General features: G+C 39.5%; 16 protein-coding genes. 2 read left to right on the plus strand and 14 right to left on the minus strand.

All coding sequences use genetic code 11. From position 1 onward, the window contains the following. Positions 1 to 51: 51 nt before the first annotated feature. From rpoB to KP710_RS08405, 7 genes are all read right to left on the minus strand, one after another. Entirely contained in the window at positions 52 to 4080 is a 4029-nt protein-coding gene (rpoB, locus tag KP710_RS08375) for a DNA-directed RNA polymerase subunit beta (RefSeq protein WP_140523296.1), read from the minus strand. A gap of 382 nt (positions 4081 to 4462) precedes the next feature. Continuing rightward, entirely contained in the window at positions 4463 to 5152 is a 690-nt protein-coding gene (rplA, locus tag KP710_RS08380) for a 50S ribosomal protein L1 (RefSeq protein ID WP_009500432.1), read from the minus strand. Between the two features lie 4 nt (positions 5153 to 5156). Beyond that, entirely contained in the window at positions 5157 to 5585 is a 429-nt protein-coding gene (rplK, locus tag KP710_RS08385) for a 50S ribosomal protein L11 (protein ID WP_005630840.1), read from the minus strand. A gap of 172 nt (positions 5586 to 5757) precedes the next feature. Beyond that, a complete protein-coding gene (gene deoD / locus KP710_RS08390; RefSeq protein WP_048952894.1) occupies positions 5758 to 6474 on the minus strand; it encodes a purine-nucleoside phosphorylase in 717 nt (238 codons plus the stop codon). Positions 6475 to 6543: 69 nt separating this feature from the next. Next, positions 6544 to 7797 carry a NupC/NupG family nucleoside CNT transporter gene (locus tag KP710_RS08395; RefSeq protein ID WP_005633049.1) on the minus strand — a complete coding sequence of 418 codons (1254 nt, stop codon included), beginning with the start codon at positions 7795 to 7797 and terminating at the stop codon, positions 6544 to 6546. A gap of 101 nt (positions 7798 to 7898) precedes the next feature. After that, positions 7899 to 8687, minus strand: a complete 789-nt coding sequence (locus KP710_RS08400; protein ID WP_048952893.1) for a 4Fe-4S cluster-binding domain-containing protein — start codon at positions 8685 to 8687, stop codon at positions 7899 to 7901. Between the two features lie 8 nt (positions 8688 to 8695). Then, positions 8696 to 10240, minus strand: a complete 1545-nt coding sequence (locus KP710_RS08405) for a YjjI family glycine radical enzyme (RefSeq protein WP_048952892.1) — start codon at positions 10238 to 10240, stop codon at positions 8696 to 8698. 209 nt (positions 10241 to 10449) lie between these two features. On the opposite strand from KP710_RS08405, the gene yczE reads away from it, so the two are divergent. Beyond that, entirely contained in the window at positions 10450 to 11118 is a 669-nt protein-coding gene (yczE, locus tag KP710_RS08410) for a membrane protein YczE (protein WP_048952891.1), read from the plus strand. Here yczE and KP710_RS08415 read toward each other — a convergent pair. From KP710_RS08415 to KP710_RS08430, 4 genes are all read right to left on the minus strand, one after another. Further along, positions 11062 to 12102, minus strand: a complete 1041-nt coding sequence (locus tag KP710_RS08415; RefSeq protein ID WP_048952890.1) for a glycosyltransferase family 9 protein — start codon at positions 12100 to 12102, stop codon at positions 11062 to 11064. The two genes, yczE and KP710_RS08415, sit on opposite strands and share 57 nt — an antisense overlap. A 67-nt stretch (positions 12103 to 12169) precedes the next feature. Continuing rightward, positions 12170 to 13249: a class II fructose-bisphosphate aldolase gene (gene fbaA, locus KP710_RS08420; protein ID WP_005639380.1), complete on the minus strand. Its 1080-nt coding sequence runs from the start codon at positions 13247 to 13249 to the stop codon at positions 12170 to 12172. A gap of 120 nt (positions 13250 to 13369) precedes the next feature. Further along, on the minus strand, positions 13370 to 14530 hold the full coding sequence (gene pgk, locus KP710_RS08425) for a phosphoglycerate kinase (protein ID WP_048952889.1): 1161 nt from the start codon (positions 14528 to 14530) through the stop codon (positions 13370 to 13372). Between the two features lie 95 nt (positions 14531 to 14625). After that, positions 14626 to 15396, minus strand: coding sequence for a ribonuclease T2 family protein (locus tag KP710_RS08430; RefSeq protein WP_140523299.1), 771 nt, complete (start codon positions 15394 to 15396; stop codon positions 14626 to 14628). Positions 15397 to 15473: 77 nt separating this feature from the next. Between KP710_RS08430 and KP710_RS08435 the strand changes: the two genes are divergently transcribed. Next, on the plus strand, positions 15474 to 15734 hold the full coding sequence (locus KP710_RS08435) for a YfhL family 4Fe-4S dicluster ferredoxin (protein ID WP_005627640.1): 261 nt from the start codon (positions 15474 to 15476) through the stop codon (positions 15732 to 15734). Between the two features lie 142 nt (positions 15735 to 15876). Here the strand turns inward: KP710_RS08435 and KP710_RS08440 are convergent, their stop codons facing one another. Genes KP710_RS08440 through tsaD form a run of 3 tightly spaced genes read right to left on the minus strand, consistent with a single transcriptional unit; the run spans position 15877 to position 18752 of the window. Continuing rightward, positions 15877 to 17097 carry an aromatic amino acid transport family protein gene (locus tag KP710_RS08440; RefSeq protein ID WP_048952887.1) on the minus strand — a complete coding sequence of 407 codons (1221 nt, stop codon included), beginning with the start codon at positions 17095 to 17097 and terminating at the stop codon, positions 15877 to 15879. Between the two features lie 36 nt (positions 17098 to 17133). Next, positions 17134 to 17715 carry a thymidine kinase gene (locus KP710_RS08445; RefSeq protein WP_046942645.1) on the minus strand — a complete coding sequence of 194 codons (582 nt, stop codon included), beginning with the start codon at positions 17713 to 17715 and terminating at the stop codon, positions 17134 to 17136. Positions 17716 to 17723: 8 nt separating this feature from the next. After that, positions 17724 to 18752, minus strand: coding sequence for a tRNA (adenosine(37)-N6)-threonylcarbamoyltransferase complex transferase subunit TsaD (gene tsaD / locus KP710_RS08450; protein ID WP_048952886.1), 1029 nt, complete (start codon positions 18750 to 18752; stop codon positions 17724 to 17726). Positions 18753 to 18858: the final 106 nt, after the last annotated feature.

Here is an 18858-nt window from a genome sequence, read left to right on the forward strand (position 1 = left end):
ATTTTTCTTTCGTAAGGCGAGTGAATCATAAATTCTTCACTCCCCTACTGATTACTCTTCGTCTAACTCGATATTTAAACCAAGTGAGCGGATTTCTTTCATAATTACATTGAAAGATTCCGGTGTGCCTGGGTCCATGTGTTGGTTACCACTTACGATGTTTTTATACATCTTCGTACGACCATTCACATCATCCGATTTCACCGTTAACATTTCTTGTAAGGTGTAAGCTGCACCGTATGCTTCAAGTGCCCATACCTCCATCTCACCGAAACGTTGACCACCGAATTGAGCTTTACCACCCAATGGTTGTTGTGTAACAAGGCTATAAGAACCCGTTGAACGAGCATGCATTTTGTCATCAACTAAGTGGTTCAATTTGAGCATGTACATATAACCTACGGTTACTGGACGCTCGAATTTCTCACCTGTACGGCCATCATATAAAGTGATTTGACCTGAAGTTGGTAATCCACCAAGTTTTAATAGCTCTTTGATTTCAGCTTCAGCTGCACCATCAAATACTGGTGTCGCAACTGGTAAACCTTTACGTAGATTTTCAGCTAAACGCAATACTTCTTCATCTGTGAAGGTACTTAAATCCACTTTTTGTGAGCCATTACCTAAGTCATACGCTTTTTGGATATAACCACGTAATTTTTCCACTTCTTGTTTTTGTTTGAGCATTGCATTGATTTGATCACCAACACCTTTCGCTGCTAAACCTAAGTGGGTTTCAAGGATCTGACCAATGTTCATACGAGATGGTACGCCCAATGGGTTTAATACGATCTCAACTGGTTGGCCATTCTCATCGTATGGCATATCTTCAACTGGGTTAATTTTCGAGATAACACCTTTGTTACCATGACGACCCGCCATTTTATCACCCGGTTGGATTTGACGTTTCACCGCGAGGTAAACTTTAACCACTTTTAACACGCCCGGTGCAAGATCATCACCTTTGATAATTTTCTTACGTTTCACTTCAAGTTTATGTTCAAACTCTTTACGAAGTTCTTCGTATTGCTCTGCAAGCTGTTCTAATTGATTTTGTTTTTCTTCATCTGCAATGGTTTGTTCTAACCATTTAGTACGCTCTAATTTATCTAATTGAGCAACATCAACACCACAAGAGATAAGAAGATTACGAACACGTGCGAATAAGCCGGCTTCCAAGATTTCCAATTCATCAGAAAGGTCTTTTTTCGCTTGTTTTAATTGCATTTCTTCAATTTCTAGTGCGCGTTTGTCTTTTTCCACGCCATCGCGGGTGAAGACTTGAACATCAATTACCGTACCCGTTACGCTATTTGGTACGCGCAATGAAGAATCTTTCACGTCAGATGCTTTTTCACCAAAGATTGCGCGTAAAAGTTTTTCTTCCGGGGTTAATTGAGTTTCACCTTTAGGCGTTACTTTACCTACTAAGATGTCACCACCTTTAACCTCTGCACCAACATAAACAATACCAGATTCATCAAGTTTGCTTAACGCTGACTCACCTACGTTTGGAATATCAGCCGTAATTTCTTCTGCACCTAACTTGGTATCACGGGCAACACAAGATAATTCTTGAATATGGATAGTAGTGAAACGGTCTTGTTGAACAACACGTTCAGAAACTAACATTGAGTCTTCGAAGTTATAACCGTTCCAAGGCATGAACGCCACGCGAATATTTTGACCTAATGCAAGCTCACCTAAATCAGTCGAAGGACCGTCTGCTAATACTTCACCACGATTGATTGGATCGCCTAAATTCACACAAGGAATTTGGTTAATACAAGTATTTTGGTTAGAACGGGTATATTTGATTAAGTTATAAATATCAATACCTGCTTCACCTGCAATGGTTTCATCTTCATTTACTTTAATCACGATACGAGAAGCATCGACGTACTGAACTGTACCACCGCGTTTTGCAACAACCGCAACACCTGAGTCAAGTGCGATTGGTTTTTCCATACCTGTACCAACTAATGGTTTGTCAGCACGTAATGTTGGAACTGCTTGACGTTGCATGTTCGCACCCATCAAAGCACGGTTCGCATCGTCGTGCTCAAGGAATGGAATTAATGCAGCCGCAACAGATACCACTTGTTGTGTCGAAACGTCCATATAGTGAATATCTTCAGGTTTATATAAACCAGATTCACCACGTTCACCACGCGCCGTTACAAACGCATCTGTAAAGCGATTGTTTTCGTCAAGGTTTGAGTTTGCCTGCGCAATGATGTAGTTTGCTTCATCGATAGCAGATAAATATTCAATTTCTTCGGTAACTTGACCATCCACTACTTTACGATATGGGGTTTCTAAGAAACCGTAATCGTTAGTACGGGCGAACGCAGAAAGGGAGTTAATCAAACCGATGTTTGGACCTTCAGGGGTTTCAATTGGACATAAACGACCATAGTGAGTGTTATGTACGTCACGTACCTCAAAGCCAGCACGTTCACGCGTTAAACCGCCCGGACCTAATGCAGAAATACGACGTTTGTGTGTCACTTCTGATAATGGGTTGTTTTGGTCCATAAATTGCGAAAGTTGTGAAGAACCAAAGAATTCTTTCACCGCTGCAGAGATTGGTTTTGGATTAATTAAGTCTTGTGGTGTGATTGCATCTAAATCACCTAAAGATAAGCGTTCTTTCACCGCTCTTTCTACACGCACTAAACCGATACGGAATTGGTTTTCTGCCATTTCACCTACGCTACGGATACGACGGTTACCTAAGTGGTCAATATCATCCACTTCGCCACGACCATTACGGATATCGATCAATTTACGCATTACCGCAATAATATCTTCATTGCTTAAAATGCCTGAACCTTCACCTTCTGCGATCGCTAAAGAGCGGTTGAATTTCATACGACCCACGGCAGATAAATCATAACGCTCTGCAGAGAAGAATAGATTGTTGAATAACGCCTCTGAAGATTCCGGTGTTGGTGGTTCACCTGGACGCATCATACGATAAATCTCGTAAAGTGCACTGGTTTTGTCATAAGTTGGGTCTACACGTAGCGTTTCAGAAATATATGGACCATAATCTAAATCATTAGTAAATAAAGTTTCGATCGTGGTGTAACCTGCTTGCGCTAATTTTGCAAGAGTCTCTAAAGAAATCTCGCCGTTTGCAGGGCAAATAATTTCACCAGACTCTAAATCAACATAATCTTTCGACGCAACTTTACCTAAAATATATTCAGAAGGCACAACGACTTGTGAAATTTTATCTTTTTCTAATGCTTTAATATGGCGTGCGGTAATACGACGACCACGTTCAACATAAACTTTGCCATTTGCTTCAATATCAAAAGAAGCTGTTTCACCACGTAAACGTTCTGGCACTAAAGTCATTAACAATTTATCGCCAGCGATTTCAAAGGTAATTTTATCGAAGAATAAGTTTAAGATTTCTTCAGTGGTATAGCCTAATGCACGAAGAATAATTGTTGCCGGTAATTTACGACGACGGTCAATACGTGCAAATAAGTTATCTTTTGGATCGAATTCAAAATCTAACCAAGAACCACGGTAAGGAATGATGCGTGCGTTATAAAGCACTTTACCTGAAGAATGGGTTTTACCTTTGTCAGAATCGAAGAATACGCCTGGACTACGGTGTAATTGTGAAACGATAACACGCTCAGTACCATTAATTACGAAGGTACCGTTATCAGTCATTAATGGGATTTCACCCATATAAACTTCATTTTCTTTAATATCTTTGACTGCGCGTGAAGAAGATTCTTTATCGTAGCTCACTAAACGTAATTTTACACGTAAGCCCGCTGCATAAGTTGAGCCACGAATTTGGCACTCACGTACATCAAATTCAGGTTCTTCTAAACGATAATCTACATATTGTAATTCTGTATAGCCATTATTGCTTACAATAGGGAATACAGAACGGAATGCCGCTTCTAAACCTTGCTGACCTTCAGGATCTTTTTGAATAAATTTATCAAAAGAATCCAACTGAATGGTTAATAAATAAGGAACATTTAAAACTTGCGGACGTTTACCGAAATCTTTACGAATTCGTTTTTTTTCAGAATAGGAGTAACCCATTGGTTTTCCTCTGCTAACTGTTCAGTGACCTAGCCACAAACTAACTGTGACGTGAATGACCGTTAAAATGACCGCACTCTGAACCTTACTTCTGTAGTGGGGTGACAACTCAAATTACATAGGACGACAACTTGAGCAAAACAACGACAAATAACGGTGAATCTGCCATTGCATGGATGTGCTTTCTATCAAAAACACGGTTAAATTAAACAATAAAAGGTCAAAATTGATTAAAAATCAATCTAAATCTTTGCTAATTTTAAGGCGGTAAATTTTAAATGAATGCAGCTTTCTCGTCAAGTTTAAAACTTATGGAGAAATTTTATGAAATAAAAAACCGCACTTTCAAAAAGTGCGGTTTAAAATCTATCAATTCTTTAAATTATAAAGAAGCTTGATCAACAGCAACACCTGCACCCATAGTAGTAGAGATGCTTACTTTCTTGATGAAGATACCTTTAGCAGTAGTTGGTTTTGCTTTGTTTAAAGCAGCCAATAATGCTTGAAGGTTTTCTTTTAATTGAACTTCAGAGAAGTTTGCTTTACCGATAGTGGTGTGGATGATACCGTTTTTATCATTACGATAACGGATCTGACCAGATTTAGCATTTTTAACTGCTTCAGCAACGTTTGGTGTTACGGTACCAACTTTAGGGTTTGGCATTAAACCACGTGGGCCTAATACTTGACCTAATTGACCAACAACACGCATTGCATCAGGAGAAGCGATAACAACATCAAAGTTCATTTCGCCTTTTTTGATTTGCTCTGCTAAATCTTCCATACCGACTAAATCAGCACCAGCTGCTTTAGCTGCATCTGCGTTAGCACCTTGAGTGAACACAGCTACGCGTACTTCACGACCAGTACCGTGTGGTAATACAGTTGCACCACGAACGTTTTGGTCAGATTTACGAGGATCGATACCTAAGTTTACTGCAACGTCAACACTTTCAACGAATTTAGCTGTTGCGAATTGTTTTAATACTGCGATCGCTTCGTTGATTTCGTATGCTTTAGTAGAATCTACGCCAGCTTTGATTGCTTTCATTTTTTTAGTCAATTTAGCCATCGTATTATTCCTCCACCACTAAGCCCATAGAGCGAGCAGTACCAGCAATTGATTTCATTTTGGTTTCGATAGTCGCGCCAGTCATATCTGCTGCTTTAGTTTCAGCGATTTGACGAACTTGATCTAAAGTTACTTTACCCACTTTATCTTTGTTCGGTTTACCAGAACCAGATTTGATACCTGCAGCTTTTTTCAATAATACTGCTGCTGGTGGAGTTTTAGTTACGAAAGTAAATGAACGGTCTGCATATACAGTGATAACAACCGGAATTGGTAAACCTTTTTCTAAGCTCTCAGTACGAGCGTTAAATGCTTTACAGAATTCCATGATGTTCACACCTTGTTGACCTAATGCAGGACCAACTGGTGGTGATGGGTTTGCCATACCAGCTGCAACTTGCAACTTAACGTAGGCTTGGACTTTTTTTGCCATTTTAGTTTTCCTCTAATTGGGTAATAACGCTATTAAATAGCTCCCCGATAATTTTCAGTACAACATTCATTGCACCACACAAAAATATGAGCCGCGAACGGCTCATAATGGGTGCGGATTATATAAAAAGTGCGGTTGTTTTTCAAGCACTTCTTAAATCCACTATAAGAAATTATTGTGCATCACCAATTAATACTGAATCCAACGCAATTTCAATCATATCATTGAATGTTAATTGACGTTCTTCTGCTGTGGTTTGTTCATGTGTACGAATATGGTCAGACACAGTACAAATCGTTAAGGCTTTCGCACCATATTCTGCAGCCACACCATAAATTCCGGCAGCTTCCATTTCCACGCCTAAGATGCCGTATTTTTCCATTACATCGAACATTTCAACATCAGGCGTATAGAATAAATCTGCCGAGAATAAGTTACCGACACGAACAGCCTTGCCTTTTGCTTTTGCAGCTTGAACAGCGGCTTGTGCCATATCGAAGTCAGCAATAGCTGCAAAGTCGTTATCTTTGAAACGAATACGGTTTACTTTTGAATCAGTACATGCACCTAAACCGATAATCACATCACGTACTTTTACGTCCATACGAACAGCGCCACAAGAACCTACACGGATAATTTTTTTCACACCGTATTCAGTGATTAATTCTTTCGCGTAAATAGAGCAAGATGGAATCCCCATACCGTGGCCCATAATAGAAATCTTACGACCTTTATAAGTCCCAGTAAAACCAAGCATATTACGAACATTTGTTACTTCTACTGCATCTTGCAAAAACGTTTCTGCAATGTATTTTGCACGAAGTGGATCGCCTGGCATTAAAACAACATCAGCAAATGCACCTTCAGGCGCGTTAATATGTGGAGTCATAATTTTCCTTCCTTTTTTCAAATGTAAAAATAAAAAGTGCGGTCATTTTTCACCGCACTTATCCGAGAATTAAAGCGCTGCAGCACCAAGTCCGATGAACAAGCCAGCAATCGTTGCACTCATTAAGTTTGCTAAAGTACCTGCGATTACCGCTTTCAAGCCTAAACGTGCCACATCACTACGACGGTTTGGCGCCATTCCACCTAAACCACCGATTAAGATTGCAATTGAGCTGAAGTTAGCAAAACCACAAAGTGCGAAAGTAATAATTGCTTTAGTTTTTTCAGTTAATACAATCGCAGAATCTGGTTGTAAGTATTTTGCAAATTCAAGATAACCTACGAATTCGTTAACGGCTAATTTCATCCCGATCATTTGTCCTGCGATACCGGCCTCAGTGCCGTCAGTTACACCGATTAAATATGCTAATGGTTTGAAAACTAAACCAAAGATAGATTGTAAAGTTACGTCGCCATAGCCAAACCAGCCACCAACGCCACTTAAAATACCGTTAATTAATGCAATTAAACCAACGAATGCGATTAACATTGCACCTACGTTTAACGCAAGTTGCATACCTGCACTCGCACCGCCCGCCATTGCTTCAAGTACGTTAGTTGGTTTTTCTGAATCATTGTCTTCTGGTTGTTTATCAGAGAATTGTTCTGTTTGTGGGAACATTAATTTCGCAAATAACAAACCTGCTGGAGCCGCCATAAATGACGCAGCGATTAAGTATGTCAATGGCACGCCCATTCCAGCATACCCCGCCATTACTGAACCCGCGATAGACGCCGTACCACCCACCATGATGGCAAATAATTCAGATTGGGTCATATTTTTAATGTAAGGGCGAACCACCAATGGTGCTTCAGTTTGACCTACGAAGATGTTCGCAGCAGCTGACATGGATTCTGCTTTTGACGTACCCAATGCTTTTTGTAATGCACCACCTAATACTTTAATTACCACTTGCATAATGCCAAGATAATAAAGCACTGAGATTAAGCCAGAGAAGAACACAATAATTGGTAATACTTTCACTGCAAAAATGAAACCTGAAGGTTTGCTTGGATCAGCTAAACCACCAAATACAAAGTTAATACCTTCGTTACCGTAAGCAATAACATTTGATACGGCATCAGCAGTTGCACCAAGTGCTTGTTTACCTGCTGGCACATATAAAATAAGGGCGGCAAATCCAACTTGGATTGCTAACGCCCCGAGCACGGTTCTGATACTAATCGCTTTACGATTATTGGAAAGTAACACGGCAATAGCGATTAATACGACCATTCCCAAAATGCTGCTTAACACACTCATTTGATTCCCCTAGATTGGTTAAGTTAATAAAAAAATCGGCTTATTCTACTTGTTTTCTCACAAAAAGTCGGCGAATTTTCACCGCACTTTCTTGTAAGCGACTACAAAATAGTCAAAACCTTGTTAATTCCACATTGACGCGCATAAGCAGCCAATGCATTAGTTTCTTCCGCACTTGGAATGTGCGTTGATAACCCAGTTTCATCGCGCGCACCTTTACTATGCACACGGATAATTTTTAATGCCACATCAGGATAATTTCGTAAAAGTAGCGCAACTTTTCCCACTAAATGTTCAGCATCAAAAAAATGCTTTAAAAAAACTAACCGCACTTCTTCCACTTTATTTAACGGTAACAAGGCAGCCAAATTTTGTAAATTTCGCTCCAGTTTATCGTTTTTTATGTGTAAACGTTGTGGTATCACTTGCTGTGGCACAATTCCTGTTTGATTTTGTCGGTCAAAACAAAGCGTTTGTAAACCAGCGCCCTCTCCTTTCAGATCAAATAAAAATTTATCAGTGACATCAATTAACGAACGAATACGATCAAACTCAAAAAAGCCACTACTATCCAAATAACAGGTTAATCCTTGCGAACGTAAAGCCTCAAATAGCGGGACGAGTTTTTTATGATGGATAGTCGGTTCACCGCCTGAAATTGTGACACCTCGAATAAATGGAACCGCCTCCATAACCTGTTCATACAAATACTGCAAACTAACCAATTTCGCATTTTCCGTATAACGAGGAATAGTTTCTGGATTATGGCAATACAAGCAATTTAACTTGCAACCTTGCAGAAAAATACTCGAACGATTGCCTTGTCCCTCTACATTTGAAAAAGGAATAATCCGATGCAACGGCACAAGAATCTCAGAAAGTGCGGTCATTTTTCCAATTATTTTTCAGCGGTAACATCTTTTTCATCGCGTAATTGGCGATCAAACACGTTGGCACATTCATCCGTACCTGAGCCATACCAGGTTGTATCGCGTAATGCGACTTCGCCTTTACGGTATTTTTCAACTTCGCTTTTCTTCACTAAATAACCTGTAACGCGAATTAAATCCGTATTTTTCAAATAGGTGGTAATGTAGCGATAGCCTAAAGAGAATGCACCGTCAATAATATCCACCACCGCATCGCAGTGATCTACATAGGTTTGATCAAATGCGAATAAATCCCCTGTACCAGATGGGAAATACTTATGGAACGGGGCAGACTGTTTTAAATGTGCAAGTAACGTTGGTTCTTCGCCTACACGAATACGGTGAGCCGGTGCGTTACGTTTGTCTTCTTCGTGGTTACTTGCGCCAACTTGCGCATGTAATAAATAACGATTGCCAGTGCGTTCAGCATAAACCCCTTCATGAGCATCAGTGATTTCTTTAAGTTTATCCATAATTGCTGTCGCAATTTCATCACCGCGAGCACTCTTACCAAAGGTTTCATTTAAGCCTTCACATTGCAATAAGTGGTTTGCTGCATCTGCCAAGCCCACAATTGCGAACATCCCCGTAAAATTAGTGCGTTTGATAAAGCCTTCTTTTTCGAGGAATGAACTGTTAAAGAAATTACTTTCTTCCACTACAAACTTATGGCGTTTATCCATGGTTGAAAGAGCACATTTCGCCACACGTGGTAATAATTCATTCAGCATTTCATCCGCACTTTTACACGCGCGAGCAATCGTCCCTAGACGTAAACGTGTTAATGTGTAGGCACCGCCACATTCAGGCAGTGCGTTATAGCAACTTGCTACTCCATATTCTTCACCTAGATCAGAAATATAGTAGGCATCGTTCGCAAAAGATGGTTTGGAAACTAATAAACAGGCTTTTGCTGCAAGTTCAGCAAACTCACGGCTCGTTTTGGATTTATCATAACGAATGGTCATATTCGGTGTTGGCGCTTCAAGCTCAATCACTGCACGTAAAATCAAGCGACCCGCTTTCGTATCATAAGGCCCAATATTGGCATGACAAAATGAATCAGGCACAGTTTTGTCGATATGATTTAAGAAACGTTTAATTTTTATATAGTCTTTTTCTTCATCAGTAATGAAAGGTTCGAGCAATACATCAAGACGACCAACATAAACAGGATAAGTTGTAATGGATGGCACGTGGGAATAAAGAATCAATAATCCATCAAGTGCTTCATCCAGATCTTTTGGTGGCGGCAACTCTAAAAATTCGCAGCCTTTTTGGATATACACATTGTAATCAGGCAGGATATAGCGAGGACGATAAATAGCGTAACCTTCACATAAATCACAAATCATCTGATTCTGTAAAAAGCCCCATTCTTCATCGGTATAGCCAAGCAAATCGCGAGGATCAAATAAACGCTCAGCAATATTGCCTAATGTCATTAATTTTTGATGATAAGTCAGATTATTGGCTTTAACCGTATCGAGAATATCTTGAAGTGTTGCTAACATAATTTTCTCCCATTAAGAATTGGGCATATTGTACGAAATGGAGAGATATTAAACAATTTTCAAAATGTGAGTAAGATCACAGTTTTAGAAATTAATATTGATACAAATAGTCATGTATTTCTATAAGATACAGTTCTAAAATAGAACATTAAATTGTTTCATTTTTTCTACATTTCCTTTTATTATGGCAAGAATTAAAAGGATATTTTATGAAGAAAAAAGTACGTGTTATTCCCCATACATCTTGGGCGGCGACATCTCTTTGGTCGTTGGACATCAAAACATTGTCAGTTTTGATCTTTGCCTTATCAATCCTTGGTATCGGCGATGGATTAATCGTGCTTTCGAATTTAGGTTCAACACCTTGGACGGTGCTTTCACAAGGCATTGCAATACAAACTAATATGAGCATCGGTTGGGCATCATTTTTTATCAGTTGTATCGTAATGATAGCTTGGTTTCCACTAAAACTTCGATTAGGATTGGGCACTCTACTTAATATCGTTATTATTGCTTTTTTCCTTGGTCTCACAACAAAAATACTGGCCACACCAAGCTCATTAGCAGAACAACTATTATATGGTACGGTAGGCTTATTACTTTATGGCTTAGGCACAGCCCTATATCTTACCTGCCATTTAGGCGCGGGTCCAAGGGATGGATTAATGGTTGGTTTCTGTCAAAGATTTTATTTAAAAGTGAGCATCGTCAGAACAAGCATTGAAATCTTTGTTTGTATTCTAGGGTTTATCCTTGGTGGCACCGTCGGTTTAGGGACAATTATTTTTGCCGCCAGTATAGGATGGATAGTTCAGATTTGCTTAAACATCATTGCTCAATGCCCACATTTTTCTCACAAAGGGGAAAATGGTTACTAAAGCATTATTTATTGAAATTAAACCTAGATTCATTTGAGTCTCTTTTCCCGCGGGTGGACAAAATGCAAGATGCTTATCGACATCATTAATCGGTTTCCAGCGTCTCGGCTGAGAAGAACGACTATTTGGATAAAATCCGATAGTTGGAATATTAAACGCACTACTCAAATGCAATGGACCAGTAGATCCCGCAATAAATAAATCCGCACAAGCCAAAGAATGCGCAAAATCCACTAAACCTTTATTCTTATCGTAAATAACTACGCGTGAATCATTAACTAGATTAGCTAACTCATGGGCCTTTTCACTTTCGCCAGGTCCTGCAGTCAGCACAACATTACAATCAAACTCAGCCAATAAGCCTTTAATTAAATCCGCATATTGCGCTAAAGAAAGATTCGTAGCTGAACCACCAGAACCGCTATGTACAAAGATCCATTTTTTATTTGCGGAAAGTCCTAAACTCTCTTGCAAGAAAACACGTTGATTTTCCACCGCACTTTTCTCAAAGGTTAAATAAGGCGGTTTAGGTTCAACAACTGGCATATTATGCTTGTGCAAAAAAGCGCGGACTAAATCTTGATTGTATTCAGCTTCCGATTTTTCAGAACGAGAACGACGTTGTATTAGGCGGTGATTATAGAGAATTTGAACCCATTTCGTTGCTGGCGCGAGACGATATTTAATCCCACTTTTCCAAGCGAGTTTTCCATTATGGGTATTGGAAAAAAAACTAATCATTCCATCAAACTGCTGCGCTTTGATTTCCTGCACAAGACGTTTGAAATCCGTTTTATCATTTTTTTTGCTATCAATAATGACATGATCAATAAACGGACAAACTTCCGCTAAAGGCGCAGTGTAACTCGGAACAAGAGCGGTTAATTTTAAAGAAGGATTCGATAACTTCAGCATAGCAAAAGCGGGCCATGCTTGCATAAAATCGCCTAATTTATCGTTACGAATAACTAAGATCTTTTCCATAATTTCTCCGCTAAAATAAAAAAACCGCACTTGAAAGTGCGGTCGTATTTTATGTTATTTTTGTGGATTATAAAACATCAACACAATTTAAGTCTTCGAAAGATTGTTCTAAGCGTTTAGACATAGATTCTTCCATTTTACGTAACCAAACACGTGGATCGTAGTATTTTTTGTTTGGTGCATCTGGACCTTCTGGGTTACCTAATTGACCTTGAAGATAAGCTTCATTTGCTTTATAGAAATTCAAAATACCATTCCAAGATGCCCATTGAGTATCGGTATCAATGTTCATTTTGATTGCACCATAGCTAATTGCTTCGCGGATTTCTTCGCGGCTAGAACCAGAACCGCCGTGGAATACGAAATTAATTGGTTTTGCAGGAAGATTACGTTCTTTCGCAACGAACTCTTGTGATGCACCTAAAATAGATGGTTTTAATTTTACGTTACCTGGTTTGTAAACACCGTGTACGTTACCGAATGCAGCAGCAACGGTAAAGTTAGGGCTTACTGGATTTAATTGGTCGTAAACATAAAGCACGTCAGATGGTTGAGTGTATAAACGAGACTCATCAACACCAGAATTATCTACGCCATCTTCTTCACCACCAGTAATACCGATTTCGATTTCAAGGGTCATCCCCATTTTATCCATACGAGCAAGGTATTCACGGCAGATTGCCATATTTTCTTCCATTGGCTCTTCAGAAAGGTCAAGCATGTGAGAAGAGAATAATGGACGGCCAGTTTCTGCGAAGTGTTTTTCACCTGCGTCAAGTAAACCATCAATCCATGGAAGTAATTTTTTCGCTGCGTGGTCAGTGTGAAGAATAACAGGAACACCGTATTCTTTAGCTAAAGTATGAACGTGTTTCGCTCCAGCAATCGCACCAAGTACATCAGGACGAGCACCGCTTGCAGGTTTAATACCTTTACCCGCATAAAACGCCGCACCACCGTTAGAAAATTGAATAATAACTGGCGCTTTTACGCGTGCAGCAGTTTCTAACACGGCATTAACTGAGTCAGAACCCACGCAGTTTACTGCTGGGATAGCAAAGTTATGCTCTTTTGCATAAGCAAAGATTTTTTGCACATCTTCACCTGTTACGACACCAGGTTTCACGATATCTAATAATTTAGCCATACTTGTGTTTCCTTTTTATGTTTAGCGGGACAAACCCACAATTGGAGAATTTTTTTGACTTTTTATTGATGGCGACATTTTTAATGATCGCCATCGATATGTCACATAGGAAAAGTGCGGTTAGTTTTTCGCACGTTTTTCAAGAATTTCTACTGCTGGTAATACTTTGCCTTCTACGAATTCTAAGAACGCGCCGCCACCCGTTGAAATGTAAGAGATCTTGTCTGCAATACCGAATAAATCGATAGCCGCTAAAGTATCACCGCCACCTGCGATAGAGAATGCATCGCTATTTGCAATTGCGTGAGAAATGATTTCAGTCCCTTTACGGAAGTTAGGGAACTCAAACACACCAACTGGGCCATTCCATAAAACGGTTTTTGCATTTTTGATGATTTCAGCCAATTGTTCTGCAGATTTATCACCGATATCGAAGATAGATTCCTCATCCTTCACTTCAGTCACTGATTTTTCTGTTGCTGCTGCCGTTTCAGAGAATTCTAAACCTACACGCACATCAACTGGCACAGGAATATCTGTGCTTGCTGCTAATTCTTTCGCAACTGGAATTAAATCAGCTTCATATAAAGATTTACCTACATTATGGCCTGCTGCCGCAATGAAAGTATTTGCAATACCACCGCCCACAATAATTTGGTCAGCGATTTTTGAAAGAGAATTTAATACTTCTAATTTAGTGGAAACTTTAGAACCACCAACAATAGCCACCATTGGACGAGCAGGCTCTTTTAATGCTTTACCTAATGCATCTAACTCAGCAGCTAATAATGGACCTGCACAAGCGATTGGTGCAAATTCTGCAACACCATAAGTTGAAGCTTGCGCACGGTGAGCGGTACCAAAAGCATCCATTACAAATACATCGCAAAGTGCGGCATATTTTTTACCTAATTCTGGATCGTTTTTCTTTTCACCTTTGTTCACGCGTACGTTTTCTAAAACAACAATTTCGCCTTCTTTAACATCTACGCCGTTTAAATAGTCTTGTTCTAAACGAACATTAAAACCTGCATCTTTTAAGTAATCAACAACTGGTTGTAAAGAATCTTCTGGTTTGAATTCACCTTCAGTTGGACGACCTAAGTGAGAAGTTACCATCACTTTTGCGCCTTTTTCTAAGGCTAATTTTAAAGTAGGAATGGTCGCACGAATACGCGCATCTGAGGTCACTTTGCCATCTTTTACTGGCACATTAAGATCCGCACGGATAAATACACGTTTACCGGCTAAATCTAAATCGGTCATTTTGATTACTGACATAATCTATCCTCTTGTTAAGTTAAAATTAAAATTGAAAACTTTTCGTATTATACCTACTTCGCGCTAGGTTGTAACGATTTAGATCAAAGAAATTCTTATTTGCTTTGGCAATTCATTACCTGCCATTTTTTATCATAACAAATGAATAATTCGTTTCGGCTTGCACCTAAATAAGCATTTTTTAATTGTGGATTATGTTGTTTCATCCAACGAAAAAGTTCATTACGGCTTAAATTTTGATTCGGTAATTTTAATGAGCTAAATAATTCCTGCTCCTTAGCAAAATATTGCTGGGCAGAATCAAACGCGCAGCTGCCGTGTTTTTCCCATTCTCCTTGTAATAATTGTTCACCGGGTGAAATAGCCAAATATTGTGCTAATAAATCTTTTGGCAATGCGGGTAAATCGCCCTTGCAAAAACGTGGATGATCCGTCACTGAAAGTGCATTCGCATTTTGAGGCCACAGCCCATGAACGACCCAACCTAAAGCGCGGTTATTTCCGCATTGATATTGAGAAGAGGAAGGCAGCTGATTACCATATTTTTCACGCTGAATATCACAAAATCCAGGTGACCAAGATAATGCCAACATATAATAATCGACAGGCGCCTTTGCATTTTGCCCGATAGGATCATCACGCATAATCACATCATAATTGGCAAAAACATTCGGATTTTTCACCGCACTTTTCTCAATATCCGTCCGATTTGTCTCAAATTTAGGCTCAGATGCTTTTGTTTGCTTAGCCTGTTCGATTGTAGGAGAAGGTAATTGATTTTTAGTTTTGGTTGAATCGGTAAAATATTGCCAAATTGCTAATACAACGAGGACAATAAGAGAAAGGGTGGAAGTGAATTTTTTCATAAATTTTGTTTAGTTTTTGTCAATCAAGTTTTTGTCGGCTATAATTCGCGGCTTTCAACTTTCTATTAAGGATCACAATGGCATTACTCATCACTAGCAAATGTACCAACTGCGATATGTGCTTACCAGAATGCCCGAACGAAGCCATTTCCATTGGCGATGAGATTTATGTGATCGATCCTGTACTTTGCACAGAATGTGTCGGCCATTACGATACCCCAACCTGTCAAAAAGTTTGCCCAATCACTAACTGTATTAAGCCCGATCCTGAACATCAAGAAACCGAAGAACAGCTTTGGGAACGCTTTGTGATGATTCATCATTCAGATAAATTGTAATTTTTAAAGCAACTGAAATATGACTTATTATCTTCTAAAATAGTGCGGTTAATTTTGAGCTTATTTTTATTATCAAAAAACTGAAATTTTTCACCGCACTTTTATCTATAAAAAGAACCACATTGAGTTACTTTTCTTCACATTACCCCGCTACGGCCGGTAAATATCCCCATTGAATTAAAAATGGAATGACCATAATCACCACGCCAATCAATAACGCAAACACCAAAGCAAAATTACCGCCAGCAACACGATATGGCAATGTTGGATTTTCAATACGTGTACGCGATGCCAAGCCAATTGGTAAAATTAAGCAATAGAACGCACACAACAAACCAGCGTAACTTAATGCAGTAATAAATCCTTCAGGATAAAACAATGCAAATACAAGTGGCGGTAAAAATGCGGCAATGGTTAATACAACGCGATTATTTGGCAAATGATAGCGTTTGAATAAATCACCTAAGCCTTCAAACACACCAAGCATTACGCCTAAGAATGAAGTAATTAAAGCCAGTGATGAGAACACGCGCACTACTTCCCCCATAAAATGAGAACCTGTGATTTCACGTGTTGCATTCACTAAACCATTTAGCGTTGGGTCAGCTTGTAAAATACGCACAAATTCACTTTGACTTAATACACCATGAGTTGCTAACTGCCATACAAGATAAGCGGCTAATGGAATCGCGGTACCAATCAAAATAGCACGACGAAATTTTTCTACACTTCCACCTAAGTAGCTATTTACACTCGCCATAATGACGTGGAAACCGAAAGAGGTGAAAAATATCGGTGCAGCAGAAACCACAAAAGCATAATCCAAAGGCAATGCCATTAAATTATCTGTTGATACTTTGGGAAGCATCATAAATAGCACAAAAGCAAAGGCGACTAACTTACCAATAAATAACACGCGAGTTAAACCATCCACGCCTTTCGTTCCTATAACGACAAAAGAACCTAATACCACAGTAAAGATAATAATCGCGGTTTTAAGCGACATCGCCTCCATTCCAAAAGCAGTTGGCAAACCTGAAAGTAAAGATCCACCACCCGTAATATAAGCGGCTGAAAGCGCATAAAGTAAAATTAACAAACTCAACGTTGCTAAAATTCGTCCCGGAACGCCAAAATATTTTTCAGCTAGCGTGGCAACACCATCATCCAACTGATCCGCTGTTTGATACACTTCTACAAACAACAATCCACTGTAAACCAACAAAGCCCACAAGCCAACGAGCAATAACACGGTATAACCAAAGCCCATGCCCGCTGATGTAAGCGGCATAGCAAGCATACCTGCTCCAATGGTTGTGCCTGCAATAATTAGTGCACTCCCAAATGTTTTATTCTGTAACATAAAATTATCCTTATAGTGTTGTGTTTGAAAACTAATTTAAAGTTGACCGCACTTTTCTTTATAATGTAAACGGCAAACAGAAAGGTAAGAGTCATTGCCGCCAATTTGAATTTGCGCGCCTTCTTTAATAACCTCGCCTTGATCATTTAAGCGCAAAACAAAATTAGCCTTACGGCCACAATAACAAATTGTTTTTAATTCTTCGAGTTGATCTGCCCAAGCCAGTAAATATTTACTTCCTTCAAAAAGTTCCGCTTGGAAATCTGTACGCAAGCCATAACAAAGCACAGGGATTTTGAGTTTATCGACGACATCGCTCAACTGGTAAACTTGTTGCTTGCTAAGAAATTGAGCTTCATCCACCAGCACACAATGCACTTTTTCTTTTTTTAAGTGCTCATTGATTTCATCAAACAAATTGGTTTCCGAGCGAAATAAAAAAGCATCTTGCGAAATGCCAATACGCGATGTGACTTTCCCCACACCAAAACGGTCATCAATCGCAGCCGTATAAACTACTGTGTTCATATCGCGCTCACGATAGTTATAGGAAGATTGTAGCAACGTCGTTGATTTTCCAGCGTTCATTGTGGAGTAATAGAAGTAGAGTTTCGCCATTTTTTCTCCTAAATTGCTGGTAATTCCGTCATAGCCCAACGAGGCTTAACATCAATAGCCAGATCGCTATGCTGACCTTGTTTTAAACGTAAAAAACCTGTGTAAGCAATCATGGCACCATTATCTGTACAAAATTGAGGTTGAGGATAAAACACTTCACCACCTAAATTTTGCATTAAGTGCGCAAGCGTTTCTCGGAGTTTTTTATTTGCACTCACTCCCCCCGCAATCACTAAACGTTTATAGCCAGTTTCTTTTAATGCGCGCTTACATTTAATAGCAAGGGTATCCACCACCGCATCTTGGAAAGCATAAGCAATATCTGATTTAGTTTGCTCTTTTAGTTCACCCTCGTTTTTAATTGCTTGATTAATCGTATTCGCAGCAAACGTTTTTAAACCAGAAAAACTAAAATCAAGGCCTGCACGATCTGTCATTGGACGTGGAAATGTGAAACGATTTGGCGTGCCTTTTTCTGCTAAACGAGAAAGTGCCGCGCCACCAGGATAATCTAGTCCAAGTAATTTTGCTGTTTTATCAAAGGCTTCACCTGCAGCGTCATCAATGGATTCACCAATCACTTCATATTTTCCTACACCATCTACACGTACCAATTGAGTATGACCACCCGATACCAACAAAGCAACAAAAGGAAAGTGCGGTGAGTTTTCATCAAGCATTGGCGCAAGTAAATGCCCTTCCATATGATGAACTCCAATCGCTGGGACATTCCACGCATAAGCTAAAGAACGCGCAATCGTAGCGCCGACGAGCAATGCGCCGACAAGCCCAGGACCACTCGTATAAGCCACGCCATCAATATCGCTTGCCGTTAACCTAGCTTCTTCTAGCGCAGCTTTAATGAGAGGAGCTGTTTTACGAATATGATCGCGCGATGCTAATTCAGGAACCACACCACCATAATCTGCATGTAGGGCAATTTGAGTATAAAGTTGATTAGCAATTAATCCTTTTTCTTCATCATAAATTGCTACGCCCGTTTCATCACACGAGGTTTCAATGCCTAAGATTTTCATTGATTTTCTTAATTTATTACCTAAAATGTTGCGCGATTTTACCCTGTTTAAGCGGTTTTAACCAGTTGAAACCACAAATATTAAGGTGAATTGGCATTCTTTCCTT

Origin of the sequence: Haemophilus sp. SZY H35 (genome assembly GCF_018829705.1) — a bacterium.
GTDB lineage: Bacteria > Pseudomonadota > Gammaproteobacteria > Enterobacterales > Pasteurellaceae > Haemophilus > Haemophilus haemolyticus_K.